The sequence below is a fragment of the Desulfonatronovibrio hydrogenovorans DSM 9292 genome, from assembly GCF_000686525.1.
GTDB lineage: Bacteria > Desulfobacterota > Desulfovibrionia > Desulfovibrionales > Desulfonatronovibrionaceae > Desulfonatronovibrio > Desulfonatronovibrio hydrogenovorans.
The window spans coordinates 140,734-165,564 of record NZ_JMKT01000010.1 but is presented as its reverse complement, the minus strand read 5'-3'; the positions used below and the strand labels follow the sequence as shown (position 1 = coordinate 165,564).

General features: G+C 50.4%; 30 protein-coding genes. 13 read left to right on the top strand and 17 right to left on the bottom strand.

What is annotated here, in order from left to right:
- The first annotated feature begins 77 nt into the window (after window positions 1-77).
- From P771_RS0108590 to P771_RS16975, 11 genes are all read left to right on the top strand, one after another.
- Entirely contained in the window at window positions 78-584 is a 507-nt protein-coding gene (locus P771_RS0108590) for a nitroreductase family protein (RefSeq protein WP_028574826.1), read from the top strand.
- Between the two features lie 41 nt (window positions 585-625).
- Window positions 626-1,258 carry an MBL fold metallo-hydrolase gene (locus P771_RS0108585; protein ID WP_028574825.1) on the top strand — a complete coding sequence of 211 codons (633 nt, stop codon included), beginning with the start codon at window positions 626-628 and terminating at the stop codon, window positions 1,256-1,258.
- Entirely contained in the window at window positions 1,212-2,333 is a 1,122-nt protein-coding gene (locus P771_RS16985; RefSeq protein WP_161635955.1) for a glycosyltransferase, read from the top strand. Before P771_RS0108585 ends, P771_RS16985 begins: the two co-directional genes overlap by 47 nt.
- 56 nt (window positions 2,334-2,389) lie before the next feature.
- A complete protein-coding gene (locus P771_RS0108575; protein ID WP_028574823.1) occupies window positions 2,390-2,569 on the top strand; it encodes a hypothetical protein in 180 nt (59 codons plus the stop codon).
- Entirely contained in the window at window positions 2,559-3,137 is a 579-nt protein-coding gene (locus P771_RS0108570; RefSeq protein ID WP_028574822.1) for a flavodoxin family protein, read from the top strand. The genes P771_RS0108575 and P771_RS0108570 overlap by 11 nt, the downstream gene beginning before the upstream one ends.
- Window positions 3,138-3,194: 57 nt before the next feature.
- Entirely contained in the window at window positions 3,195-3,947 is a 753-nt protein-coding gene (locus tag P771_RS16980) for a ComF family protein (protein WP_051617216.1), read from the top strand.
- Between the two features lie 81 nt (window positions 3,948-4,028).
- Window positions 4,029-4,340, top strand: a complete 312-nt coding sequence (gene rplU / locus P771_RS0108560; protein WP_028574821.1) for a 50S ribosomal protein L21 — start codon at window positions 4,029-4,031, stop codon at window positions 4,338-4,340.
- Between the two features lie 18 nt (window positions 4,341-4,358).
- Window positions 4,359-4,628 (top strand): 50S ribosomal protein L27, encoded by a 270-nt coding sequence (rpmA, locus tag P771_RS0108555; RefSeq protein WP_028574820.1) that lies wholly within the window; start codon window positions 4,359-4,361, stop codon window positions 4,626-4,628.
- Window positions 4,629-4,700: 72 nt separating this feature from the next.
- Window positions 4,701-5,717, top strand: coding sequence for a GTPase ObgE (gene obgE / locus P771_RS0108550; protein WP_028574819.1), 1,017 nt, complete (start codon window positions 4,701-4,703; stop codon window positions 5,715-5,717).
- A gap of 20 nt (window positions 5,718-5,737) precedes the next feature.
- The gene (gene proB / locus P771_RS0108545; protein ID WP_028574818.1) at window positions 5,738-6,889 is read left to right on the top strand and encodes a glutamate 5-kinase; all 1,152 of its coding nucleotides are present in this window, start codon (window positions 5,738-5,740) and stop codon (window positions 6,887-6,889) included.
- Window positions 6,890-7,059: 170 nt separating this feature from the next.
- On the top strand, window positions 7,060-8,244 hold the full coding sequence (locus P771_RS16975; RefSeq protein ID WP_051617215.1) for an MFS transporter: 1,185 nt from the start codon (window positions 7,060-7,062) through the stop codon (window positions 8,242-8,244).
- Between the two features lie 117 nt (window positions 8,245-8,361).
- On the opposite strand, the gene P771_RS0108530 is transcribed toward P771_RS16975, so the two are convergent.
- The 17 genes from P771_RS0108530 to P771_RS0108435 all read right to left on the bottom strand — a co-directional run bounded on the left by P771_RS0108530 (window position 8,362) and on the right by P771_RS0108435 (window position 23,217).
- The gene (locus P771_RS0108530) at window positions 8,362-9,243 is read right to left on the bottom strand and encodes an amino acid ABC transporter permease (protein ID WP_028574817.1); all 882 of its coding nucleotides are present in this window, start codon (window positions 9,241-9,243) and stop codon (window positions 8,362-8,364) included.
- Window positions 9,244-9,261: 18 nt separating this feature from the next.
- On the bottom strand, window positions 9,262-10,209 hold the full coding sequence (locus P771_RS0108525; RefSeq protein WP_028574816.1) for a chemotaxis protein: 948 nt from the start codon (window positions 10,207-10,209) through the stop codon (window positions 9,262-9,264).
- Between the two features lie 118 nt (window positions 10,210-10,327).
- Window positions 10,328-11,197, bottom strand: coding sequence for a 4-hydroxy-3-methylbut-2-enyl diphosphate reductase (ispH, locus tag P771_RS0108515; RefSeq protein ID WP_035244149.1), 870 nt, complete (start codon window positions 11,195-11,197; stop codon window positions 10,328-10,330).
- Between the two features lie 26 nt (window positions 11,198-11,223).
- A complete protein-coding gene (locus P771_RS16970; RefSeq protein WP_035244148.1) occupies window positions 11,224-12,210 on the bottom strand; it encodes a tRNA dihydrouridine synthase in 987 nt (328 codons plus the stop codon).
- Between the two features lie 5 nt (window positions 12,211-12,215).
- Window positions 12,216-12,521, bottom strand: coding sequence for a hypothetical protein (locus tag P771_RS0108505; protein WP_028574814.1), 306 nt, complete (start codon window positions 12,519-12,521; stop codon window positions 12,216-12,218).
- An 81-nt stretch (window positions 12,522-12,602) separates the two neighbouring features.
- Window positions 12,603-13,016 carry a hypothetical protein gene (locus tag P771_RS0108495; RefSeq protein WP_028574813.1) on the bottom strand — a complete coding sequence of 138 codons (414 nt, stop codon included), beginning with the start codon at window positions 13,014-13,016 and terminating at the stop codon, window positions 12,603-12,605.
- 20 nt (window positions 13,017-13,036) lie between these two features.
- The gene (locus P771_RS0108490) at window positions 13,037-13,342 is read right to left on the bottom strand and encodes a hypothetical protein (RefSeq protein ID WP_028574812.1); all 306 of its coding nucleotides are present in this window, start codon (window positions 13,340-13,342) and stop codon (window positions 13,037-13,039) included.
- A complete protein-coding gene (locus P771_RS0108485) occupies window positions 13,343-14,032 on the bottom strand; it encodes a flagellar basal body-associated FliL family protein (protein WP_028574811.1) in 690 nt (229 codons plus the stop codon).
- Window positions 14,033-14,067: 35 nt separating this feature from the next.
- A complete protein-coding gene (locus P771_RS0108480) occupies window positions 14,068-14,451 on the bottom strand; it encodes a chemotaxis response regulator CheY (RefSeq protein ID WP_028574810.1) in 384 nt (127 codons plus the stop codon).
- 9 nt (window positions 14,452-14,460) lie between these two features.
- Window positions 14,461-15,249: a FliA/WhiG family RNA polymerase sigma factor gene (locus P771_RS0108475; protein ID WP_028574809.1), complete on the bottom strand. Its 789-nt coding sequence runs from the start codon at window positions 15,247-15,249 to the stop codon at window positions 14,461-14,463.
- The gene (locus P771_RS0108470) at window positions 15,203-16,021 is read right to left on the bottom strand and encodes a MinD/ParA family protein (protein ID WP_028574808.1); all 819 of its coding nucleotides are present in this window, start codon (window positions 16,019-16,021) and stop codon (window positions 15,203-15,205) included. Before P771_RS0108470 ends, P771_RS0108475 begins: the two co-directional genes overlap by 47 nt.
- Window positions 16,022-16,069: 48 nt before the next feature.
- Window positions 16,070-17,137 (bottom strand): flagellar biosynthesis protein FlhF, encoded by a 1,068-nt coding sequence (locus tag P771_RS0108465; protein WP_028574807.1) that lies wholly within the window; start codon window positions 17,135-17,137, stop codon window positions 16,070-16,072.
- Window positions 17,127-19,229: a flagellar biosynthesis protein FlhA gene (gene flhA, locus P771_RS0108460; RefSeq protein WP_028574806.1), complete on the bottom strand. Its 2,103-nt coding sequence runs from the start codon at window positions 19,227-19,229 to the stop codon at window positions 17,127-17,129. Before flhA ends, P771_RS0108465 begins: the two co-directional genes overlap by 11 nt.
- A 97-nt stretch (window positions 19,230-19,326) precedes the next feature.
- On the bottom strand, window positions 19,327-20,388 hold the full coding sequence (gene flhB / locus P771_RS0108455; protein ID WP_028574805.1) for a flagellar biosynthesis protein FlhB: 1,062 nt from the start codon (window positions 20,386-20,388) through the stop codon (window positions 19,327-19,329).
- Between the two features lie 23 nt (window positions 20,389-20,411).
- Entirely contained in the window at window positions 20,412-21,200 is a 789-nt protein-coding gene (gene fliR, locus P771_RS0108450) for a flagellar biosynthetic protein FliR (protein ID WP_028574804.1), read from the bottom strand.
- A 166-nt stretch (window positions 21,201-21,366) separates the two neighbouring features.
- Window positions 21,367-22,269 (bottom strand): M23 family metallopeptidase, encoded by a 903-nt coding sequence (locus P771_RS0108445; RefSeq protein WP_028574803.1) that lies wholly within the window; start codon window positions 22,267-22,269, stop codon window positions 21,367-21,369.
- Window positions 22,270-22,470: 201 nt separating this feature from the next.
- A complete protein-coding gene (locus P771_RS0108435; RefSeq protein ID WP_028574801.1) occupies window positions 22,471-23,217 on the bottom strand; it encodes a tRNA lysidine(34) synthetase in 747 nt (248 codons plus the stop codon).
- 283 nt (window positions 23,218-23,500) lie between these two features.
- Between P771_RS0108435 and rpoZ the strand changes: the two genes are divergently transcribed.
- Window positions 23,501-23,716 carry a DNA-directed RNA polymerase subunit omega gene (gene rpoZ, locus P771_RS0108430; RefSeq protein WP_028574800.1) on the top strand — a complete coding sequence of 72 codons (216 nt, stop codon included), beginning with the start codon at window positions 23,501-23,503 and terminating at the stop codon, window positions 23,714-23,716.
- Window positions 23,717-23,718: 2 nt separating this feature from the next.
- Complete coding sequence (dnaJ, locus tag P771_RS0108425; protein ID WP_028574799.1) at window positions 23,719-24,822, top strand: molecular chaperone DnaJ; 1,104 nt, start codon at window positions 23,719-23,721, stop codon at window positions 24,820-24,822.
- Window positions 24,823-24,831: the final 9 nt, after the last annotated feature.

Below are 24,831 nucleotides of genomic sequence, written 5' to 3'. Positions count from 1 at the left end.
CCGGGCCGGATAAGGTTGATTCCCGGTGAATGAGAGGGTAGGATGGGTTTAAGTACTGATGAAACAAAGGAGCAGGAATGAGGATAATGGAAACAATAACCACCAGACGGAGCATCCGGAAGTTTACAGATGAACCGGTTACCAAAGAGCATGTTCTTGCGGTGCTGGAGGCTGGCAGGTGGGCTCCCAGCGGCCTCAACAATCAGCCGTGGAGATTTCTGGTGCTGAATGCAAGGGACTCCAGAAAACAGGCCCTGGAAGGCTGTACCAAGTATGCCCATGTTGTCCGGGGGGCACAGGTGCTTATTGTGGTTTTTCTGGACAGAAAGGCCAAATACCACCATGAAAAAGATTGTCAGGGCGCTGGGGCCTGTATCCAGAACATGCTTCTGGCCATACACGGACTCGGTCTTGGCGGGGTCTGGCTGGGAGAAATCATCAATCAGGAGAAGGAGGTACATCAGGTTCTGGGAACAGATGCCGAACACCTGGAACTCATGGCTGTAGTTGCTCTGGGTCATCCTGCATCTGGGGGGTCATCTTCACGGAGGGAACTTTCCCAGCTGATGGTGGAACCTTTTTAACTGCCTCAACAGGCAGGCCACATTTAACTTATGGGTATATCATGCTCAAATTAAAACAATTCAATCTTGGTCCTCTGGAAACAAACTGTTACCTTATTTACAATGACAAGCAAGCCCTGGCTGTGGATCCAGGCGGTGATCCCGAGGCTGTAATAGACTTTCTTCAGACTCAGGAACTTAACCTCCAGACCATTCTCAACACTCATCTTCATTTTGACCACATCCAGGGAAATCAGTCCTTGTCATCCAGGACCGGGGCGGAGATTATGGCTCCCCAAAAGGACAGTTTTCTCCTCCAGACAGAGGTGGGCGGAGGGGGCTTCATGGGATTTCCAGAGACACCTGCATTTGACTTCATCAACCTGGAACCGGGTCAGACAGTATTTCTGGACAGCCCCTGCCATGTCCTTGGGACTCCGGGACATACCCCGGGCAGCCTGTCATTTTACTTTCCTGAATTGAATGCGGTTTTTGTAGGAGACCTGTTGTTTTTCCGTTCTGTTGGCCGGACAGACTTTCCAGGAGGAGATCCCGAAGTTTTAAAAGAGTCAGCCCAGAAACAGATATTCACCCTTCCGGACAATACCACAATCTATTCAGGTCATGGCCCGGAAAGCAGGGTTCTGGATGAAAGACTCCACAATCCCTTTTTCCATGAGCACAAATTTATCTAGATTGCGCATGGTCCACCATACCATCCTCAGAGATCAGGGTGGCACAGCCATGATTGCCGGGCTGCTCAGCCTGGGGATGTGCTCCAGGGGATGGGACAGTCGGGTTGAAAGCGAAATCTGCGGGACAAATGGCAGGCCGAGTCCTGACCTCAAGGGGCGAGATCAGGACGTGCTGGTCCATATCCATTCCACCCAGAACTGGCCAAAAACCCTTTTATCCTGCCTCGGCCTGAAGCAAAGACCAGTGGTGACCATGCATGATGCCTCCCTTTTTACAGGGGGCTGCGTCTATCCCCTGGAATGTCGCAAATGGCTTGCAGGATGTCATGAATGCCAAAGGGGATACAGTGATTCCCATGAGGACTGGCAGCGCAGGCAGGATGCGGCTGCTCTGGTCAAACCGGTCCTGGTCAGTCCTTCAGCCTGGCTCGCGGAGATGGCAGAAAGGGCTTTTCCGGGCTTGAAGGTCAGGGTTATTGCCAATGGAATAGAACAGGCCTCTGCCCTGAAGGATGACCAGGGGCACATCCCGGATTTTCAGGGTGAGCTTGTACTGTTTGTTGCTCATGGTGGGGTTGAGGCCGGTTATAAAAGCGGTGGCCAGTGGATGCGGATCTGGAAACTGATAAAAAAGACCCGGCCAAGGGCCAGAGCTTTGTTTGTGGGCAATAAAGTACAGGACAGAACAGCTGATGTGTTTCATCTTCCGTATTTGCCCAACCATGCGGTACGGTCCATCATGGAGCGGGCCAGCATCCTGATTTATCCTTCAATAGCTGACAACCATCCGCTGGTGATTCTGGAAGCCATGATGAGCAGGCTGCCAGTTGTTTCCTTTGGTGTGGGGGGCATCCCGGAGCAGATCAAATCCGGGAGCACTGGGATTCTGATCAGGCCGGGTGACTATCAGGCCATGGCCGAGTCTGCCGCAGGACTGCTTATGCATCCCAGACAGGCCAGGGCCATGGCTGAGCAAGCTTATGGTGTGGCAATGGACAGGTTCACTTCCCCAAGAATGATTGATGAGTATGGGGATATTTATCAGGATCTTGCAGCCAAAAAGGAGGAAAAGTGAGCAGGGATCTGATCTGGCTTGATATGCGAAGCAAATGCTGAGGCCTTGGACTGGAGGTGGGTTGGCATCTCCGTTTCAGCAAAGGGAACAATGTCCGGGTTCTGGCCCTTAAAGAGTCCAGGGGGCAGCTTGAAAACGTGCTGCACCTGCATCCTGGATGGAAATTGACTGTTTCAGAAAAAAACGATCATATTGAAGCTGATTTTACCAGAAAGGCCAGCCCGTATGAAGAATGACCTGACCATATTTGCCTGCAGCCCGAGGAAAGGGGGAAATACTGATCTGGCTGCCCATGAAGCTTTGGAGGCAGCCCAAAGGGCCGGCTGCAGTGCGCAATTGGTTTATCTGCGCAATTACCGGGTCATGCCCTGTGTGGGGTGTCACGGTTGTGCAGAATCCCAGGACTTTGAATGCCTTTTCAAGGACAGAGACGACTGTGCCATGCTGCTGGAGCGGATTGATCTGGCCGGGACAGTCTGTTTCTGTTCGCCCATTTATTTTTATCATTTGCCAGCCGGGTTCAAGGGACTTATTGACCGGAGTCAGAGTTACTACGAAAGGTGGGTTGCCAATCCGGCTTCTTCTCCCAGGGGCAAAAAGGCTTTATGTGTACTGGTGGCCGGACGAAGCAGGGGGAGGTCGCTTTTTCAGGGAAGCCTTTTGACCATGAGGTATTTTCTGACACCATTCGGCTACGATCTGAATGATCTTTGTCTGCGCGGAGTGGATCAAAAGAGCGATCTTGAAAATCTTCCCCAGCTTAGGGCCAGGATCAGGAGCTTTGTAGAGGCTGGGCTGAAATGATGCCGGACTGCCCTGAGGGCTTTTGACTGCTTCCTATGCTGCAGGCAGGAACTGACCATGGATCCCCAACTTTCTTTTTTCTGGCAAAAGACCTACAGCATACTCTCCAGCGGATTCCGCCAGGTGCTGGGGAAAAGATGTTCCGTATGCGGATCAGTGTTTGATCAAGCAGGGCCGGGCGTTATCCTTTGCCCGGCATGCTCCTGGGAACTCAGACCCAGGACCGGAGGGTTCTGCGGCCTGTGCGCCAGGATCTATGCCCTGGAGGATGAGTCCACCCACCTCTGTCTGAGTTGCAGAACCAAACCTTTTTCCTGGCAGGGCATATCTTTTTATTCAGTCTACAACGGCCTGCTCAAGGAAATGATCATAAGGTACAAGTTCCGGGCGGATCTGGGGCTGGGCAATGTGCTGGGAAATCTTCTCTTTTCTGCAACCTCTTTTCACCCCTACGAGTATCTTGATCTGATAGTGCCTGTTCCTCTGCACCGGGCAAAGCTGGCCAGCAGAGGTTTCAACCAGAGCCAGGAACTGTCCAGGATTCTGGCTGGCAGGATCAGACTGCCATGGTCTAAGGATGCCCTGGTCAAGACCAGGAATACTCCTCCTCAGAGCGCCCTGGACCGTAAACACAGACTTAAGGCTCAGAAGGGTGCTTTTCAGGCAGGCAAGGAAAAGGTCAAGGATAAAAAAATCCTTCTGGTGGATGATATAATGACTACTGGTTCCACTTTAGAGGAATGTACAAGGGTTCTCCTGGGTTCCGGGGCCTCTCAGGTCCGGGTGGTGGTTCTGGCCAGAGCGGTCTGACTTTATTTTTTTGTCTGGATATTTCTTGACTATATCCATGGTTTGTGTGTAATAAGCTTCTTTTCCATTTGGGAGGTAAAAATGTTTGCGATTATAGAGACTGGTGGAAAACAGTTCCGTGTCAAGGAAGGACAGCAGATTAAGGTGGCCAAACTGGCTGACGAGGCAGGATCCGAGATTGTGCTGGACAAAATTCTGGCTGCAGGCGGTCAGTCCGAAGTTAAATTCGGTCAGCCTTATGTTGATGGGGCCAAAGTGGTCTGCGATGTTCTCAGCCATGAGCGGGACAAAAAGGTCATTGTCTTTAAGAAAAAAAGGCGCAAGGGTTACAGCAAAAAACAGGGACATCGCCAGGACTTCACCAGATTGCGGGTGAAGAGCATTGAGGCCTAGTTCCGGGAGGATTGGATAATGGCACATAAAAAAGCCGGTGGAAGCTCCAGAAACGGCAGGGACAGCCAGGGGCAGAGAAGAGGAATTAAAAAATACGGCGGTCAGGCGGTTAAAGCCGGAAACATACTGGTCAGACAGCTGGGAACCAAGGTCCATCCAGGTGAAAACGTAGGTATGGGCAGAGATTACACTCTGTTTGCCCTGATTGACGGGCAGGTCAAATATGAGAAGTACGCCCGCCAGAAAAGGGTCAAAACCAGGGTCAGCATTGTCCCGGTTGCTGTCTGATTTACTTTGTTTTTTTGATTGTAAGCCGTCTGGTCTTCCGGACGGCTTTTTTTTTAGATTCAGGAGCAGGGCATGAGGTTTGTTGACGAAGCCATGATTACCGTACGTTCGGGAAAAGGCGGAAACGGTTGCGTTTCATTCAGACGGGAGAAATATATTCCCAAGGGCGGACCCGACGGTGGTGATGGAGGAAAAGGCGGAGACATCTACTTTGTGGCTGATGACAAATTGCTTACCCTGTATGATTTCAGACATAAAAGAGTTTATGAGGCTGGTAACGGGCAGTCCGGGATGGGCCGGCAGAAATTCGGAGCTGGCGGAAATGATCTGGTGGTGAAAGTGCCTCCAGGAACCATAATTTATTCGGTCTCGGACGAAGGCGAATCTCTGGTGGCCGATCTGACTGTTCCTGACCGGAAAGTCCTTGTGGCCAGAGGAGGAACCGGTGGCAAGGGTAATGCCCATTTCAAGTCCTCAACCATGCGTGCTCCCAGATTTGCCCAGCCCGGACAGGAAGGCCAGGAGTTGAGGCTTCGCCTGACGCTCAAGGTCATGGCTGACGCTGGTCTTCTGGGTCTGCCCAATGCAGGAAAATCCACATTTATTTCCCTGGTTTCAGCTGCAAAACCAAAAATTGGGGCCTATCCGTTTACAACCCTGACTCCCAATCTTGGAGTCCTGGATAATGATCAGGGAACCCGTCTGGTCATGGCTGACATTCCCGGGCTCATTGAGGGTGCTCATGAAGGGCACGGCCTGGGAGACAGGTTCCTGAAGCACGTTGAGCGGACCAGGTTTCTGGTCCATATATTGAGTGTAGAGGATATTGATCCGGATAAACCCACGCAGGGATTTGATCTTCTTAACCATGAACTGGAAAAATACTCCCCGGAACTGGCTCAAAAGGAGCAGATCCGGGTGTTTAACAAGATCGATCTGCTGGACCAGGATACCCTGGACAGGATAATGAAGAATTCATCCCATATTGACCCGGATATATACTATATTTCTGCCCTTGAAGGAACAGGAGTGGATAGACTCCTTAAGGCGATATGGGAAAAATTTTACAGGTTGTCCGGCCGGGTCTAATGATATAAGGACTATTTTCCATGAAGGATGCCACTAAAGAACGACTCAAGGCCCTGGAAAAAGTGGGACGGGTTGTCATCAAAATCGGAAGTGCAGTGCTTACTTCTGAAGACGGTCTTGACCTGAGGGTAGTGAACAGGCTGGTTGATCAGATTGCCCTGATTCATGACAGGGGAGTGGATGTGATCTTGGTTTCATCCGGAGCAGTGGCTGCCGGATGTAAAGTCCTGTCATCCTGCCGGGCCAAAAGCGACCTGGTCTTTAAACAGGCTACTTCTGCGGTGGGTCAAAGCAGGCTTATGCATGCCTATGACGAGGTCTTTGGAAGGTATAAGAAAATTACAGCCCAGATCCTTTTGACCAGAGATGACCTTAACAACCGGGAACGGTTTATCAATGCCCGCAACACCATGCTTCAACTCCTGAGGTGGCGGGTTATACCGATTATCAATGAAAACGATACAGTGGCGGTCCAGGAACTCAAGTTCGGGGATAATGACGCTTTAGCCGCATTAATCCTGAATTTGGCTGAAGCCGATCTGTTCATCAATTTGACCTCTGCAGACGGGGTTTTCAGCGATAATCCCCTGGAAAACTCCCAGGCAGAGAGGATAGCCTGCATCCGGGACATCAATGCCATGCCCATTCAGGAGATGTGCAAAGGCAAGACCAAGCAGGGCAGCGGCGGCATGTACAGTAAACTGATGGCCGCCAGAAAAGCCGCTCAGATAGGTGTCCCCACCCTGATTCTTTCCGGAAAGGACCGCTTCTGCCTGGAAAAGGCCTTTGAAGGAGAAGATCTTGGAACCTGGATCATGCCCTGCCAGAAGGTTATTTCCAGCCGGAAATTCTGGCTGGCCTACAACCTTGAGCCCTGCGGCGAGGTCGTCATTGATCAGGGAGCTGCCCGGGCCGTGTTCCTGCAGGGTAAAAGCCTTTTGCCGGCCGGCATAGTGGCTGTCAAAGGGGAATTTGGCAAGGGTGATCTGGTGAAGGTCATTGTCCGGGGGGGAGCGGAAAAACCTGCTGTGGGCCTGTCCAACTATAGTTCCTCAGACCTTGCGCTGATTATGGGCAAGAAATCTTCTGAAATAGAAGAACTTCTGGGTGAGTGCCTGTATTCTGAAGCCATTCACCGGGACAACCTTCTGTCCGAAGTTCTGGGTCTTTAAATGGCCTGGCTTTTTTTGCAGGAAAACAGAGTTCACTCCAGGTTTTTTCCCATACTTTCCTTTTCCATCTTTGGGCTGCCTGCCGGCCTGATCCCGGAATAAACATGCTTACCCTCTTATAGTGTGGCAGACATCCTGCCCACAACCAGGAGCCGGAAGAATATTTGGTCATGGAGTTCCGAAACGCAGTTCCGTCAATTCTCACCCTGACCGGGATTTTTTTCCTGAATTTCATCACCAGGATAATCCTGGCCCCATTTCTGATATATATTCGTGAAGACTTTGACCTGACCAAGGCCCAGGCAGGGGAGCTTTTTCTTGTCCTTTCTCTAGGATACAGTATCGGCCTCTTGGGCTCAACCTTGGTATCGTCCAGGATGGAGCATCATAAGGTGGTCATGATATCTGCTCTGGGAATAGGTGGAGCCCTGTGCCTGGCTGGATTGAGTCCTTCAGGGCTATGGCTGCGCGTTTCTCTGCTGGTGGCCGGACTTTTCGGCGGACTTTATTTCCCATCCGGGTTTGCCATGCTGACCTCAATGGTCTCCCCTGCCCATTGGGGAAAGGCCATTGCCATACATGAAATTGCTCCGAATTTGAGCTTTGTGGCTGCTCCCCTGGTGGCAGAGGTATTTATCAGGACAGGACTGGGATGGAGATGGATGCTGGTATCCGTAGCTGTCTATGCGGTGGTCGTATGTATCCTGTTTGTCCGCTATTGCGGCTCAGGCAGGGAGAAAAGTCAGGCCCCGAATCCAGGTGCTTATCAGGAGATCATTACCAGGCCGTCATTCTGGGTGCTGCTTCTGTTTTTTATCCTGGCGGTAGGATCAACCCAGGGCGTTTTTGCCCAGACTCCTTTGTATCTGGTAAGTACTCATGATTATGATCATGGCCGGGTTAATTACCTGCTGTCCATTTCCAGGATTTCCGGGATTTTTCTGGTTTTCTGGGCTGGAGTTATGGTGGACCGGCTGGGAATCAGGCGTTCCCTGTTCATTTTCATGGGACTGACTGGTCTGTCTACTGCTTTGCTGGGAGTGTTTTCTGGGGGCTGGCTGATTGTTGCAATACTTATTCAGCCGACCATGGCCTGTTGTTATTTCCCGGCTGGATTTGCCGCCCTTTCCCGGGTTTTTTCCCGAAAAGAAAGGCCTATAGCCATATCCTTGATTGTGCCGACAGCAGTTCTGGCCGGAGGCGGACTGATCCCCACCATACTCGGTTATTTTGGGGACAGGGATATGTTTGGAGCTGGGTTCGTGCTTCTGGGAGGAGTCATCACCATAAGTGCCTGGGCTGTTGGATTCCTTTCAGACAAAGAAAATGATGCTGAAGCTATGCGGTCAGGCTGAATACCATCTTGAGAACAAGCCATTTTTCGCTGTTAGGGCTGAGTCGGTCATGGCTACTTCTGATGAGAGTTTCCTGAATTCGTTAAGATAAAAATGGTCCTGGGTAAGGGATCAGTGTCAGTATTTTCTGGCCAGTCTGTGCTCCAGCCGACCTATGATCTTGGAGCAGGTGAAAGTAAGTGAAAAGTACAGGATGGTTATGGTTATCCAGATTTCAAAGGTTTTGTAGGTGGCTGCCATCAGCTCCATTCCCTGGAAAGTCAGTTCCTGGATGGAAATTACAGAAACAATGGCCGAATCTTTGATGGTGGAAATGAACTGCCCGGCCAGAGGGGGAAGAGTACGCTGGAAAGCCTGGGGCAGGATGATCAGCCGCATCTGCTGCCCCCGGTTGAATCCCAGGGCAGCTGAAGCCTCCCACTGTCCCCGGTTAACGGAGTTGATTCCCCCCCGGATTATTTCGGCAATATAGGCTGCCTCATAGATGGCCAGGGTGATTACAGCGGCCAGAAAGGAGGAGAACTGGGCAGCTGGAGCAAATAAAAAGGCCAGGACCTTTTGGGTTTCCTCGGACCGGCTCCTGAAGAATTCATCCACTCCCAGAATGGGCATGATTTGATCACTGACAAAAAAGTAAAAAATGAAGATCAGGACCAGAGGGGGGATGTTTCTTATAGTCTGGACATAGCTGAAGCCCAGGAGTTTCTGCAGAAGGCTCCTGCTGGTTCTGAAAAGACCGATGATGGTTCCAAGGATGATGGCCAGTAGAGTCGCCCAAATGCTCAACCTGATGGTTGTGAAGAAGCCCCTGGCCAGCATGCCCGGGACCCAGGTCCCGCTGGCCTCGTCATAGCGGTAGATATACTGAAATATCAGGGACCATTCCCAGTTGTAGTCCAGCTGGCTGACAATCCTTAAGTACAATAATCCCCCGGCAGCAGCCAGCAGGGCAATAACCACAATATCCAGAACCGTTATCCTGGGGCGTTGAGAATTCAAATCAGCTTCCTGATGAGGTTAGGTCAGGGATTCTTCAATGAGGCTCTTGGCCTTCTGGGCCAGCAGGGAGACTTCTGGCTTTGATATCTGATCATCTGCTCCGACAGATTCCCCCTTGTGCCGCAGCCGTTCACTGATGAGGGAGGAAAAAAGGATCACTGGAAGGCTCTTTAATTCAGGATCAGTCTTTATCCTTTTGGTCAGGTTCAGCCCGTCCACCATGGGCATTTCAATATCCGAGATGACTATCTGGAGGATGGAAGAGATGGATTCCCCTTTTTCTCCGGCCACGGTCTTGAATCTTTCGAGTTCATCCCAGGCTTCTTTTCCATTTTTGACTTTCAGGACATTGAATCCGGCTTTTTCCAAAAGATCACCCAGCATGTTCCTGATCAGGGTTGAATCATCAGCCACCAGGGCAGTATATTTTTTTTCCGTGCCCCAATCCAGTTCTTCATCCAGCTTCAGGCCTGCACCGGGATTGAGTTCAGCAATGATCTTTTCCAGGTCGATGAGAAATACGATCCTGTCTTCAATTTTAACCACACCGGTGATGCTGTTGGAGCTGTACTTGTCAGTATATGAATCTGGAGCTTCTATCTCTTCCCAGCTCAGCCGATGAATCCTGGTTACCCCGGAAACCAGGAATCCGTTGATCAGCCTGTTGAATTCAGTGATAATCACCTTTGTATCCTGGCCTTTTATCCTCTGTTTGCCCATCCACAGGGCCAGGTCCACCAGGGGGATGATTCTTGACCGCTGATTAAAGGCGCCCAGGACGCACGGGTGGGGAGCATTGGGTAGTTCAGTAACTTCAGGGCGGTTGATGATGCTCAAGACCTTGGAAACATTCACCCCGTAATACCCTTTGTATTCCTTGCCGTCCGGAAGGTTTTCATTGAGAAAAAATTCTACAATTTCCAGTTCATTGGTTCCTGATTCCAGGAGAATGCCTGTTTGTGACATGATAAACCCCGTTTTAAAGTTTGAAGGCAGCCTGACAGTCCGGCCCGGGCCTGAGACCCAGGGCAGCTATCTGGAAAAATTTTCAACTGCCCGGGATTGATTATTTTGAGCCAGATCCTCAGGGGCTCTGGGCAATCATGGATTTGAGAAGATGATAAACCTTGTTTATGGTGTCGTCCGGGGTTGAGGCCCCGGCAGTGAGTCCGAATTTAGTGTATCCAGAAATCATTTCAATATCCAGCTCATCCTGAGTTTCGATATGGATGCAGGTGGGACAGTGCTCCGTGGCCACCTTGCAGAGTCTTCTGGTGTTGCCGCTGTTTTTTCCGCCCACAACAATCAGGCAATCCACTTTTTTTGCGATTTCAATGGTTTCTATCTGTCTGTTTTTAGTGGCATCGCAAATGGTGTCAAGGATCACAGGATCATTTTTTAATCTGCTGCATAAATACCGGCTGATGGCTTTGAACTGTTGCCGGTCCTGGGTGGTCTGGGCAGCCAGACAGTAATTTTTCTCCGGGTCAAGGGGGATGCCGGTCAGGGCATCCAGGTCTTCGAAAAGATAAGCCCTTGAATGGGCGTAACTGAGGAGTCCTTTTACTTCAGGGTGTTCCGGCTCTCCATACAGTAAGGTGTAGTCAGCTTTCCGGCTGTTTTTGCGGATCAAAAGCTGGGCTCTTTTGACCTTGGGACATGTGGCATCAATGATATGGACCTGTTTTCCCTGGAGTCTTCTTTCAACTGCCAGTGGAACCCCGTGAGCCCTGATCAGGACGGTATCGCCGGTTGACGGTTCATCAGGGTTTTCAGTGATTTTCACCCCTTTTTCCTGGTAATGGGCAAGGACCTGGGGGTTATGAATGATGGGGCCCAAGGTGAAGATCTTCCTGCTGTTTTTTTCCTCCAGGGCTTTATCCAGCTTGTTCAAGGCCAGACTTACCCCCATACAGAATCCGGCACTGTCAGCAAGCATGATTTCCGGTACCATTGATCCTCCTGGACTGGTCATTTTAATCAGGGGCTGTTGGGCTTGAGGCTGGTTATTCTGGACAAGGCCCTTTGAATATCATCCCAATTCCTACCCATAATGAGTTCTTTGCGCAACTCTTTTGCACCGGGAACGTTTTTGATCATCCGGGGAAGGATGGTGCGCATCTTGAGGACGGCCCTTGGAGAGCTGCAGTGCTGACGGTAAAACGAAACTGTTTCACAGCATATTTTTGCCAGAAAATCAGGACCAACCGGAGGAATTGGTTTTTTCATCCTGAGCAGTTTGTACTGACTGAAGATAAATGGATTGTTCAGGGCTCCTCTGGCAAACATGATATTATCCACCCCGGTCCGGCGGACACAGTCTGCTGCGTCGGCAGCAGTGAATAAGTCTCCGCTGGCAATGACCGGAATCCTGGTGTTTTGTTTCAGTTTTTTAAGAGCGTCATGGTCGGCCTGGCCGGAAAAAAGCTGGACTGCGGTTCTGGGATGAAGGGTTATCCAGCCCAGCCCGCTTCTTTCCAATGCCCGGGCCAGGTCAAGGTATACCAGGCTTTGATTGCTCCAGCCCAGCCTGATTTTGATCCCTGCTTTTCCCTGGCCGGCTTTTTCAATCATGGCCAGGGCGGTTTCCACCAAAAGTGAGGTATCTTTAAGCAGGGCCGCTCCAGCCCCGGTCTTAACCACTTTTTTCACTGAGCAACCGCAATTCAAGTCAAAATAATGATAACCCTGGTCCATGAGAATTGACACGGCCTGCTGAATGATCTGGGGGGAATTTCCGTAAAGCTGGACAATAAGGGGGGAATCCTCAGGACAGCTCTTCAAGAGTTCCAAAGTGTTTCTGGTCTGATATATCAGCCCTTTGGCACTGACCATTTCAGTGAAGGCGGCAGAACAGCCATAGTGCCTGCAAAGCAGTCTGAAAGGAAGATCGGAAAACCCGGCCAGAGGGGCAAGCCAGGGATGGTCAGGATGAATGTTCAGGTCTGGTGGAGTTGGCTGGTACATGAATATCAGACGATTATGCTCAGTCCGTCACTGTTGTCGGAGGTCAGGTCGATTTCCCTGAGAATGATTTCCGGATAGAGGTTTTCCACAGCCAGGTGCAGGCGCTGCCCACGAAAGTAGTTCCTGGCCACCCAGGCCAGCAGGCGCAGATCGTCCACCAGGACCCAGGCCAGTCCAGGGGAATCGTATTCCAGGATTATACCCGGTACAACATCTCCCTGCTTGTATTTCCTTCTGAATTTCCTGACTCTGGGGTTGTCCATGGCCAGGTAGACGAATTCTTCGTCTGATCCGCTGTTGAATATGCGCATCTGCTTATGTCCGCTGCTCAAGGTGCAGCTGTGCCAGGCAGGTCCTTTCCAGGGCCGATGAAGGGTTTTCCAAGCTTATGTTCAATGGCCGTCGATGATCAGCTCTATCTCGTCCCTGGAAAGTCCGGTGGCTTTGGTAAGATCTTCAATGGACCGGCCATTCTTGTATCCACTTATAATGATGTTTCTCATGAACTGGGGAGAGGCGGTGAATTTTTCAGCCTGTCTGACAAGCCTGTTCAGTTCCCTGATCCTCTCATCCATTTTGGCCTCTAGATTGATGAGTTCTTTTTGTCGCTGCTCAAAGGTGGAAACAAGTTCCTGTTCAAGCTGGGAATTGAAGTTGAGCTTTTCAATGAAAGCATGCTGGTTTTTCTGCATGGCAGCCAGCAGGTTTTCTGATTTTCGCAAGCGATAAAAAAAAAGAAAGACCAGTATCAGAAGGATTATTTCCACTCCACTGACAACGAGGATTATCCATTCAAAAGAGTTCATTTTAAGCTGGATCGGTTCCCTCAGACCTTGATGTCCACGATATGTTCACTATGCTCAAAGGTTTCTTGGTCTTGCTCTGCGTCATTATTCCGGTCAGCCTCCTGCTGGAGGTCCCCTCCCTGTCCTTCTCTGTCTTTGACTGAATTGTTAAAGGCCTGGGTCTTTTCAGTCTTGGCCACCTGCTCCATCTCCCGTTGTTGTTTTTGAATCACCAGTTGGCTCAAAAAGGCCTGATGGGCCCCGGGAGCGTTCTGGGCCGCAAATTGAAGTTGCTGGGCCAGAGGGGTCTGGGACAGCACAACAGGCAGGTCAATGGGCCTGATCATTTATTTCACCAGGTATTCCTCAATGAGAATGTCTTCCAGGCGACCGGTACCCAGGTACTGGTTGATCACTGAAAGAAGATCTTTTTTTATTGCGTCGGAGTTATCCTTGTCTTTGAGAAAGATTGTTTCTTTGTTGCGCAGGTAATAATAAACCGCATCCCGGATGATTATGGTTTTATCCCGGATTTCTCCTGCCATCTGTTCACTCTTGGCTGGAAGTGAAAACCTGGCGAACAGGAACTGGATATTTTCCCCTTCCCGAAGTTCCACCATGAAAGGCTTCAAATTCACCACTTCTTCAAATATTTCTTCGGGCGGTTCTGGCCCTGGAACATCATCCCGGATCACCTGATCATGCTGCTCACCAGAGGGGGGCGGCGGCGGCTTTCCAGAGGAAATAAAAAGCAGCACAACAGCAAGAGCAACTAGAATCAGAAGAACGATGCCAGCTATGGTCAGGTTCTTTCTATTTTTCCAGCCCGGTTCCCGGGGCTGCTCCTCAGACACGGACAGAGACTCAGTGTCTTCCTCCAGGGGTTCCTGGTGGCTGGGCTCCTGGAATTCCTCTTCTTCCTCCAGAAAGGGAGCGTCATCAAGATCCAGTTCAACCTTGTCCTTGGCCCGGTCAATATCCAGCTCACTCTTGTCCAGAGTAACCTTGTCCTTCTGTGAGGGATCTTTTTCCGCCATGCCTTATTCTGTTATCTCCAGTTCAGGAGTGGAGCCTATTTTTCAAAGATTTTTTCAATTTTTTGACTCAGGGTGTCGGCTGTGAAGGGTTTTACAATATAGTTGGAAACCTTGGCCTGGACCGCTTCAATGATGTTCTCCTGCTGTGCTTCGGCAGTAACCATTAAAAAGGGCAGGTCCGCAAATTCTTCACTGGCCCTGACCTTGCGCAGAAGTTCAATTCCGGTCATCTTGGGCATGTTCCAGTCGCTGACAATAAAGTCGATCTTGTCTTTGTTCAGGACTTCCCAGGCCGTGGTGCCGTCGTCGGCTTCAACTATATTATTGAAACCCAGCTGTCTGAGGATATTTTTGATTATTCTGCGCATAGTTGAAAAGTCGTCAACTACCAGAATCCGCATTTGCATGTTGGTGGGCATAGGTTCCTCCTAAATTTCTTCGTGCTCTTCCGAAAATTTTTTCTGAATTTTTCCTATGGCCTGGGAGTGGAGCTGTGAAACCCTCCCTTCCGTGACCTCAAGTACCCGGGCCACCTCTTTCATTGTCAGCTCTTCTTCATAATACAAAGAAAGAACAAGGCGTTCCTTTTCAGTGAGCCTGTCGATGATTCTGGCGACTTTATCCACAAGGTCGTTGAATACCGTGCTCAACTGGGGTTCGGAAGTAATATCCTGTTCTCCGGCAAGAGTAAAGTTTTCCTGCACAGCTTCAAGGCTCAGGCAGATCTGGTTTTGCAGGGCCACCAGTCCCTCTTCGACTTCACCCAGAGAAAAACCGGTTATTTTTTTCAGTTCCTGGTTGGTTGGCCTGGTCCCGGAATTCTGTTCAAAGTCTCTGATACATTCCTCCAGCCGTTTTACCTTTTTCCGAAGCCCCCGGGAAAACCAGTCCATTTTCCGAAGTTCGTCCAGCATGGCACCTTTGATCCGGTTGTCGGCAAAAGTCTCAAACTTGATTCCAAAGCTGGAATCGAAATTACCCAGAGCTTCCATCAGGCCCAGGGTCCCAGCGCTGATGAGTTCGTTTATCTCCACATGCCGGGGCAGTCTGTGTTTGAGCCTGGCCGCGCTGATTTTTATCTTATGGGCGTAGGCCCTGACGATCTCGTCTTTTTCACCGGGTGAAAGCTCGCCAAAGGAAACATCCCTGTTTTCAAGGACTTGCCAAGGATTATTCCTGGAAGAGCAGCTTTTTCCAGAAGAATTTGATATTGCCATCAAGGTTTTTGTCCGGTTCCCAGTTGACTACTGTTTTGGAAAGGTCCTTTATTGCCCTGGAAGCTGGTGAGTCGGCATCATAATGGCAAAAGGGTATCTGGCTGGCAACACCTTTTTTAACTTTGGCGTCCAGGGGGATGATCCCGGCCAGATCCAGGGAAACTCCGCTCAGAAAGTGGTCGCAGGCGTTATAAAGTTTTTTGAATACATTTCTGGCCTCTTCCCTGGATCTGGCCCAGTTGACCACGACCTTGTATTTGTCAATGTCGTGCCTGGTTTTCAGTACCTTGATCAGGGCATAGGCATCGGTCAAGGAGGTGGGTTCAGGAGTCAGCACCAGGAGCCTTTGCTGCACAGCCAGATTGAAATAGACAACATTTTCATTTATTCCGGCTCCAGTGTCCACTATCAGGTAGTCAATCTTGTCCTCCAGAGAATCCATGGCTTCCAAAAGTTCAAGCTTCTGTCCCGTGGACAGGGACAGCATCTCGCTGACCCCGGATGCTGCCGGGAGGACCTGGAATCCGTAGGGGGTATCTACAACAATGTTTTCCAGGGGTTCTTGCTGATGAAAGAGGTGAAACAGATTGAGTTTTGGAGCAATTCCCAAAAGCACGTCCACATTAGCCAGCCCGAGGTCGGCATCCAGGACGAGCACTTTTTTGCCCATATCAGCCAGGGAGCAGGCCAGGTTGACTGAAATATTTGTCTTGCCGACCCCACCTTTGCCGGAGGTTACTGAAAATACCATGGGTAGCTTGCTGTCTTTCATTTTGTTGCCTGTTAATACTGGTCGATTGTTTTGGCGGTTTATCACCGGTCAGTCAGCTGCAGGGCTGCCTTTGGGCAGCTGCTTTTTGAAGATTAGCATCCACAGACTTTCCTGAGTAGCTGGTGACGAGCATTGTCTGAGACTTTTCCCGAATGAAAAATATGAAACCGGCAGTCTGGTTTTCCAGGATGTATTGATCAGCACCCCATGATTGCAGGCCTCGTCGATCTTGGTCCAGATGATACTTTTCAGGCCATCTGTGCAAGGCAGTCCGGCAAGGTAATGGTCAATCTGGGCTGACCCATAGACCGGACTCATGACCAGATGGCAATGCATGGAAAGCAGCTCCCTGATTTCGCGGCTTAAGGGTTCAGTGTCATCGCCAAGCCCTGGGGTGTCAACAAAAATAAGGTCATATGATGATTTTTTGGCTGCCAGATCCTGCCAGTGTGAAGTAGATTTTACTTCCATGTAGTCAAGTCCTGAGAGGTCGGCATAGTGCTTGAGGTACAGTCTTCCACCGGCGTGATTGGTGTCAGTGTTGACCAGACAGATTCTTTTGTCCGGCCCTTTACGTCTGGCGTCCAGAGCCAGCCTAAGTATGGTGGTGGTTTTTCCTGCGCCACTTGGTCCAACCAAGGCATGTATTCTTGAACTGGACAGACATTTGTCCCAGGAGATCGTAGGAACAACATCTCCTAGAACCTTAAGGGTCGGAAGGTGGATGTTCTCAGCCATGGAGGACCAAAGGTCCATGATTACCTCAGGATGAACCCCCTGCTTTTCCAGGTATTCCAGGATCTGCTTCTGCCTCTTGGTTATGCTGGGCCCAGGAATATTGCTCTTGATGATCTTGAAAAAGCTGTTCTTGAAGTTTTCCCATTCCATTCTCCAGTCCATATCCATGCGCTGATCCAGCTTGGGATTCACAGAGGGACAGGTTTCCTGGGCCGTATTGTCAGTGCCGTTTTCCAGGGCAGCCACAACTTCGTAACATTTGTTGCCATTGGAGCTGATGCAGTCGCTGCTCAGAATAACTGCGTCAGTCCCCAGCTCTCCCTTTATTTTTCGGATCAGTGATGAGTATGAGGTGCCGCGGTAGGTCTTAATCTGCATTTTTCAGGCTCACAATGTTGGCTGATTCCAGACGGATGTTGGAAGGGATCTCGGTCTGGGAAATAACTGGAAGATTCGGGACAAAGCGGAGCAGGAGCTGAGCCAGATGCGGCCTGATGACCGGCGTGGTCAAAAGAACCGGCTGGCCGTCGCTGACCACTGTCTTTTCCATTATTCTGCTGATTGCCTGGATGATTTTCTGGGCCAGCTTGGGTTCCATGGCCAGATAGGTGCCATGGTCGGTCTGCCTTAAACCATCCTGAAAGGCTGCCTCGATTTTGTCTTCCATTGAAATCACGGACAGGGTCCCTTCCTCTCCTAAAAATGGTTTGACAATGGTCCGGCCCATTTTCTGCCGGACGAATTCGGTCAATTGTTCAGGGTCCTTGGTCTGCTGTCCATAGTCGGACAAGGTTTCAATTATGGTCAGGAGATCCCGGATGGAAACTTTCTCTTTTACCAGGTTCTGGAGAACTTTCTGGACAACTCCAAGGCTCAGGGTGCCTGGAACCAGTTCTTCTACAGCTTTGGGAGCTCTCTGGCCCAGATTGTCCAGAAGGGCCTGGGTTTCCTGCCTACCCAGAAATTCATGCAGATTATGCTTGAATATTTCTGTCAGGTGAGTAGCAATTACAGTTGACGGATCAACTACAGTATATCCGGCCATGGCTGCTTCTTCCTTTTTGTTTTCTGGAATCCACAGGGCTGGAAGATTAAAGGCCGGTTCAAGGGTTTCAATGCCTTTGATCCGATGTTTGGCATCCCCGGGGTCCATTGCCAGAAAGTGATCGATCATGATTTCTGCTCTGGCCACCTGGTTGCCCTTGATCAGGACTGCGTATTCACCTGGTTTGAGCTGCAGGTTGTCCCGCAGGTGAAGGGAAGGAATGACCACGCCCATGTCCACAGCGAACTGCCTGCGGATGGACCTGATCCTGGCCAGAAGATTGCCGCTTTGTTCCTCGTCCACCAGAGGGATCAGTCCGTAACCAACTTCAAGTTCCAGAATGTCCAGAGGCAGAAGGGCGTGGACTTCTTCAGGGGTTTCCAGGGAGGGCTTCTTGTCCTGCCTCTTGGGACCCCTCTTTTCTTCTTCCCGGTCTTTCTGGCCCTGGGCCAGGAAGGAGACAGTGAACAGAAAGCCTGACAGAAGGAGGAAAACAAAAGTAGGCATCCCTGGGACCATGCCGAACAAAAACAGGACTCCGGCTACCAGACGCAGGGCCCTGGGGTGATTGGTCAGCTGGGCGATGAATTCCTCTCCCATCTGGGCTTCTGCCGCTGCCCGGCTGACAATGATGCCGGCTGATGTAGAGATGATGATGGAAGGGATGGTAGCCACCAGTCCGTCCCCTATGGTCAGCAGGGTGTAGGTCTGGGCAGCCTCGTTCCAGCTCATGCCTTGTTGAAAAATGCCTATGAGTAGCCCCCCGACAATATTGATCACGGTTATGAGCATCCCGGCTTTGACGTCACCGGATACGAACTTGCCTGCACCATCCATGGCTCCGTAGAAATCCGATTCCTTGCGGATGGCTTCTCTTTGTCTCTTGGCTTCGTTTTCATCGATGAGCCCGGCATTCAGGTCGGCTTCAATGGACATCTGTTTGCCAGGCAGTGAATCCAGGGTGAACCTGGCGGCTACTTCAGCGATCCTGGTGGTTCCAGTAGCAATGACCATTTTGTTCAGGGCGAAAAGAATCAGAAATATGACAATACCTATAAGGTAATTACCGCCCACCACAAAGCTTCCGAATGACTCCACCACCTTGCCTGCAGCATTGGTCCCGGTATCGCCGTGGAGCAGGATCAACCTGGTTGTGGCCACGTTGATGGCCAGACGCATGAGGGTAGTGACCAGGAGCAGTGAGGGAAAGATGGTGAATTCCAGAGGAGTCTTGATGAACATGGCGGTCATCAGGATCACAAAGGCAAAGGACAGATTGAAGGTCAGCATGATGTCCAGGATGATGGTGGGCAGAGGCACAAGCATGACGAACAGTATGATTACAACTCCCGAAGCCAGGAGGATATCGCCCTGTCTGGTGAACTTGGAGTAATCCAGATTGGCCACTGATGATTTTACTGACATATATTTGACACCTGGAATGTTTGTTTCGGACCTTTTTAGCCTGCCAGAACCACCTGCTGGTTTGTTCCGGATGGGCTGAAGTTCAGGACGGACCTGATCATCTGCCTTTCATCTTGTATATTTCCGCCAGAACCGCAGCCACTGCCTTATACAGGTCTTCAGGTATGGTCTGGCCGATCTCAACACTCTTATACAAGGCCTGTGCCAAGGGTTTGTTTTCCCGGATGGGCACGTTATTCTTCCTAGCGACATCTTTGATTTTTTCTGCCAGGTGATTGACTCCCTTGGCCAGGACCATGGGGGCCGGGGCCTTGGCTGGATCGTACTTTATGGCTACGGCAATATGGGTCGGGTTGGTGATGACCACATCGGCCTTGGGCACGTCCTGCATCATGCGCTGCTGGACAGCGGCCATCATTTTCTGACGCTGTTTGCTTTTGATCTTGGGATCTCCTTCTGCCTGTTTTCTTTCGTCCTTAACTTCGTCTTTGGTCATTTTGAGGTTTTCGTTGTAATCCCATCTGGTGTAGACCACATCAGCAATGGCTATGATAAGCAGGGGCACAAGAGCGAAAAGGGCCATTTTGAATCCGGCGTTCAGGATGTAGCTTCCGATCATGGCCGGGGATTCATAGAAAAGGGGGACCAGGTTGGAGAATTCCATTTTGAGAACGATATATGGAGCAACCGCAACAGCCAGGGCCTGGCAGACGTTCCTGACCAACCTGACCAGCGTTTTGACATCCATGAATTTTTTTTTCAGGCCTTCGACAATGTTAAAGACCTTGAGTTTTGGCTTGAGAGGTTTGGTAGTCCAGAGCGGTCCGATCTGGATGTACATGATGGTGATGGTGAAAAACAGGATGAAGAACATGATCGGCAGGACGATTTTGCCAATGATGGAGGCACAGAAGATAAAGAGATGATAGATATTTTCCTGGTTGAACTGAAACAGGGTGGCCTGACTCAGAAACCACTGCACACTGTGGGTCACGTTATCCCTGATGTGCGGAAAGGCAAAGCGAAGAGCAATGATTCCGCCAAGGAGTCCCACCACCTTTGGCAATTCCTGGCTTTTAGGGACATTACCCTCTTGCCTGGCTTTTTTTCGCCGTTTCGGGGTGGCATCTTCAGTGCGACTTGGATCTTTTTGGGGCATGCTCTTGTCCGGTTAAAAAAATATCACAAAGCCGGGCTGCCAGCCTTGAGCAGATTATACAGGTTTGCGCCAAGGGTGGTGATGAATTCGGCTACGTAGATGGACATTATTTCAAAGACCATGCCCAGAAACAGGAAGCCGATGGCGATTTTCAAGGGAAAGCCGATGAGCAGCACATTCATTTGGGGAGCAGCCCTGGATATAAAGGCCAGGCCAAGGTTGACCAGGAACACAGCTGTTATGATGGGAGCTGCAATTTTTACAGCCAGAACAAAAATTTGACCCGAGAAAAAGAGCACCTGGTTGACGAGTTCAGGGGTTATGAGCAGTCCGCCCGGTGGAACCAGCTCGAAGCTTTGAGTCAAACCCCTGAGCATGTACAGATGACCGTTCAGGGCCAGGAAAGTCAGCATTGAGGTCATATATAAAAAATGGGCAGTTACAGCTTCAGAAACACCGGTTATGGGGTCAACAACATTGACCATGGCAAAGCCCATCTGAAATCCAATGATCTGGCCTCCAGTCTGAATGGCTGCAATGAGGAATCTGACCACCATGCCCAGGACCAGCCCCAGGAGCAGTTCTCCAAAAAGCCAGATGGCGATCTGGATGGGATGGTCGGGCATGTAGCTTCCTTCAAAGGCCAGGTAAGGCCAGAGTCCCAGTGACAGCACAATGCACAGGGCTGCCTTGATGATTCTGGGAATGGCTTCGCCTCCCAGAAAGGGCAGCAAAAAGACCACCAGGCTTATTCTGAAGAGGGTAAGGATGAAGCTGAGTATGGTTTCAGGATTAAAGTTATAGAGATCCATGGATTTGGCTTTAGCAAAAGTTGCGCCATGACTACCGACAGGATGGTGCTGGAGAAGAGGAAAAGGATCTGAATGGGAAGAGAGGCGAAATGGAAGTGGACCTGTCTGCAAAGAAAAAGGCAGGCTGTGGAGCCTGCCTTGGGAATAGCTGGATAAAGGGTGAGAATCAGTTCAGGATGTACCTCATGGGATTGACCGGCATGTTGTTGACCCGGACTTCGTAGTGCAGGTGAGGCCCGGTGCTGCGCCCGGTGTTGCCGACGTATCCAATGAGCTGCCCTCTGGAAACCTCCTGATTTCTCTGGGCAACATATCTTTGCAGGTGAGCATACCTTGTTGTTATCCCCCTTCCATGATTTATGACCAGGGATATGCCGTAGGCTCCGTCATTGCCGGAAAAAGAGACCTTTCCATCAGCCGGGGCATAGATGGGGGTTCCGATGGGAGCTGAAATATCCAGTCCCCGATGAAATTCCCTGCGTCCGGTAAAAGGCGAGTTCCGATAACCGAATTCCGAAGACACCCAGCCCTGGGTGGGCCAGATGGAGGGGGTGCTGGACAGTAAATCGTTCTGGTTCTTGATGGCCTGGATTATTTCCTGCTGCCTGATTTCCTCCAGCCGGGCCTGAGTGCTCAGCTGCTCAATGAAGCTGTGCATTTTCCTGGCCAGCATCTCCTGACGGTAGAACGGGTAAGAGTTGGACAGGCTGTTTTCCGGAGTCCCTCCGGCTGGAAAGCTGCTGGCTGGATGCTCCGGGTCGATATTGAGCATCACCCTGAGCCGGTCATCAAATTCTCTGACCCGGTCCAGATCCTGTTCAAGCTCTTTAATTTTATGATAAAAAGAAGTCAGCTGGATATTCTGGGACTGGCCCTTTTTTTCAGCCTGTTCCAGCTGCTGACTGACTGACTTGAAGTTTCTGTAATAATCCCAGAAAAAGATGTTGGTTCCTATAAGGGCGATAAACAGCACGCCAGCCAGAAGAAAGGTCCAGCCTGGAATGCAGACTTTGGAACAGCTGCCGTGTCTTTCTTTGAATATTACAAACTGGTATTTTCTAAAAAGCATGAAAAGTCATCTCCACTGCTTGGTTGACTGGATCTAAATTATTTTTCGGCCCGGACCTCTGGATACGGGAAAGAACCGGGTTCAGGGCCAGTTCCGTGAAGCACCAGGAAGCCGAAACTGATCCTGCCTCTTTCTCGGGACTGTTATCCGGGTTTTTGGGTCAGGGCAAGATACTGGGTCAACCAAGATATTTCAGTTTGATTAATTAAACTGCAGGTTCAAGTCAAGCTGCCATCTTTTAAGGGCGTTGATTATATTTTTTCGGTAGATCCTGTCTTTTCTATAGAGTGAGTTCAATATTTCTTCCATCTGGGCTCTTTTGGCTGTTTGAGCAGATGGACAGGGATTGGCCCAGACTGGAAGGCTCCACCGGGAGGCTGCATTCCGGATATATTTTTTTTCAACCATGAGCAGCGGCCGAATCACAGTTAACCTGCCCTCAAAAAAAGATTCCCTGGCTGAGAGACCCTCAACCCTTCCGGTCTGCATCAGGTTCATGAAAAAGGTTGCAGCAAGATCATCGGAATTGTGGCCCAGGGCCAGGTGAGTGAGCCTGTATTTTCGGCATAAGTTAAAGAGGATTTTTCTTCTTTCCCAGGAACAGAGAAAACAGGGGGATTTGGTGTGGCCCGGATCGTGTGATCTGGGGCCTGTTTGAGTGACTTCCACATGGGCAGCAACAGGATTGTCTCTGAGCCAGGACCTCAAGGGGTGGTGGTTCCGGGGATCAAAACCGGGATTGACGTGGAGGATCATCAGTTCAAAATCAAAGGGCACGATCCTTTGCCTGAGCATGAGGACCATGGTCATCACCCAGCTGTCCACTCCACCGGACAGGGCCACGCCGATTCTGGCACCAGGGTGGATCATTGATGTTTGCTGCATGAGCTTGCCGCACCGGCCCAGGCAGGTTTTTTGAGCGTAGTTGAGTTGTTTTCTGAATCCCATGGCAATCCTTGAACAAGGCTTTTGAGCTATTGACAGCAGAAAATTTGATTTTATACGGAATTGGACAAACCCTCAAGACCCCTGGCCGAGTGTTTCCCCGGGGGTACGTCTGGCAAAGTTGATTTATTTCAACTTGCTGCAGGCGGACCGATTAGTTTGGCCAGAAGTTAAATTCTGCCCTGATTTTCTTCTTGACCTGTGATTTAAAGGTCAGCTATAAAAATATATTTTGCTACGGCAGAAAGCCGTGTTTTTCAATCTTAATTAATTTGACGAGGTGTATATGGCCAGGATTACCGTTGAAGATTGTCTGCAGCAGGTTAACAACAGATTTCTTCTTGTTCAGATGACTGTCAGGCGGATCAAGCAGTACCGGGACGGTTACAGTCCGCTGGTTGAAAGTAAAAACAAGGATATAGTCACTGCCCTGCGTGAAATAGCCGCAGGCAAGGTCATACCTTCCAAGTCCATTCAGAAAGCCGGAATCAGGGTCGATTAGGAATGTCCGATAAAAGGGATTATTACGAGATTCTAGGTGTCTCCAGGCAGGCAGATGATGAAGAGATAAAAAAGGCCTATCGCAAGCTGGCCTTTAAGTACCATCCTGACCGTAATCCTGATGACCCCCATGCTGAGACCATGTTCAAGGAGGCTGCCGAAGCCTACGAGGTGCTCAGGGATCCGGATAAAAGGAGACGCTACGATCATCTGGGCCATGCAGGCCTGAATAACAACGGTTTTGAGGGATTCAATTCAACTGAAGATATATTCAGTTCTTTTTCTGATATTTTTGGTGAATTTTTCGGTTTCGGCACCCGCCAGTCCGGACCCAGGCCCAGGTCAGGGGCTGATCTGCGGTATAACCTGAATATATCTTTTCGAGATGCAGCCAAGGGAACTGAGGTCGACCTGGAGCTTCCCAAAAAGACCATTTGCGAACGCTGCAGCGGAGATGGTTCTGAACCGGGCTATTCAGTTGAAACCTGTGCCCATTGCCAGGGGGCGGGCCAGGTTTACCGTTCTCAAGGTTTTTTCCGGGTTTCCATGCCCTGCTCGGTGTGTCGGGGACAGGGCACCATAATTCCTCATCCCTGTGCTGAGTGTCGGGGAAGAGGGGTGGTAACTGTTAATAAAAAGATTAAGGTCAGGATCCCGGCCGGCGTGGACAACGGGAGTAGACTGCGTCTCAGAGCTGAAGGTGAACCAGGGGAACACGGAGGACCTCCGGGAGATTTGTACGTTGTCTTGTATGTTGACGAGGACAAGATCTTCAAAAGACAGGGCCAGGATCTCATAACCAACGTGGAAATCAGCTTTGTTCAGGCTGCCCTTGGAGCCAAGATTGAGGTCCCCACCCTTGATGAACCTGTGCCCATGGAGATTCCCAAGGGAACCCAGAGCGGAAAGGTTCTGCAGCTTAAAGGGCTGGGCCTGCCTCATCCGGGCAGTCATCACAAGGGAGACCTGCTGGTCCAGGTTCATGTGCAGACTCCCACCAGGATTTCCAAAAAGCAGGCTGAACTGCTGCGCGAATTCGAACGCCTGGAAAATCAGAAGACTGGTCAGAAGGTAAAAAGTTTTTTTAAAAAGGTTATGGGCGAATAGGAAGGTTTG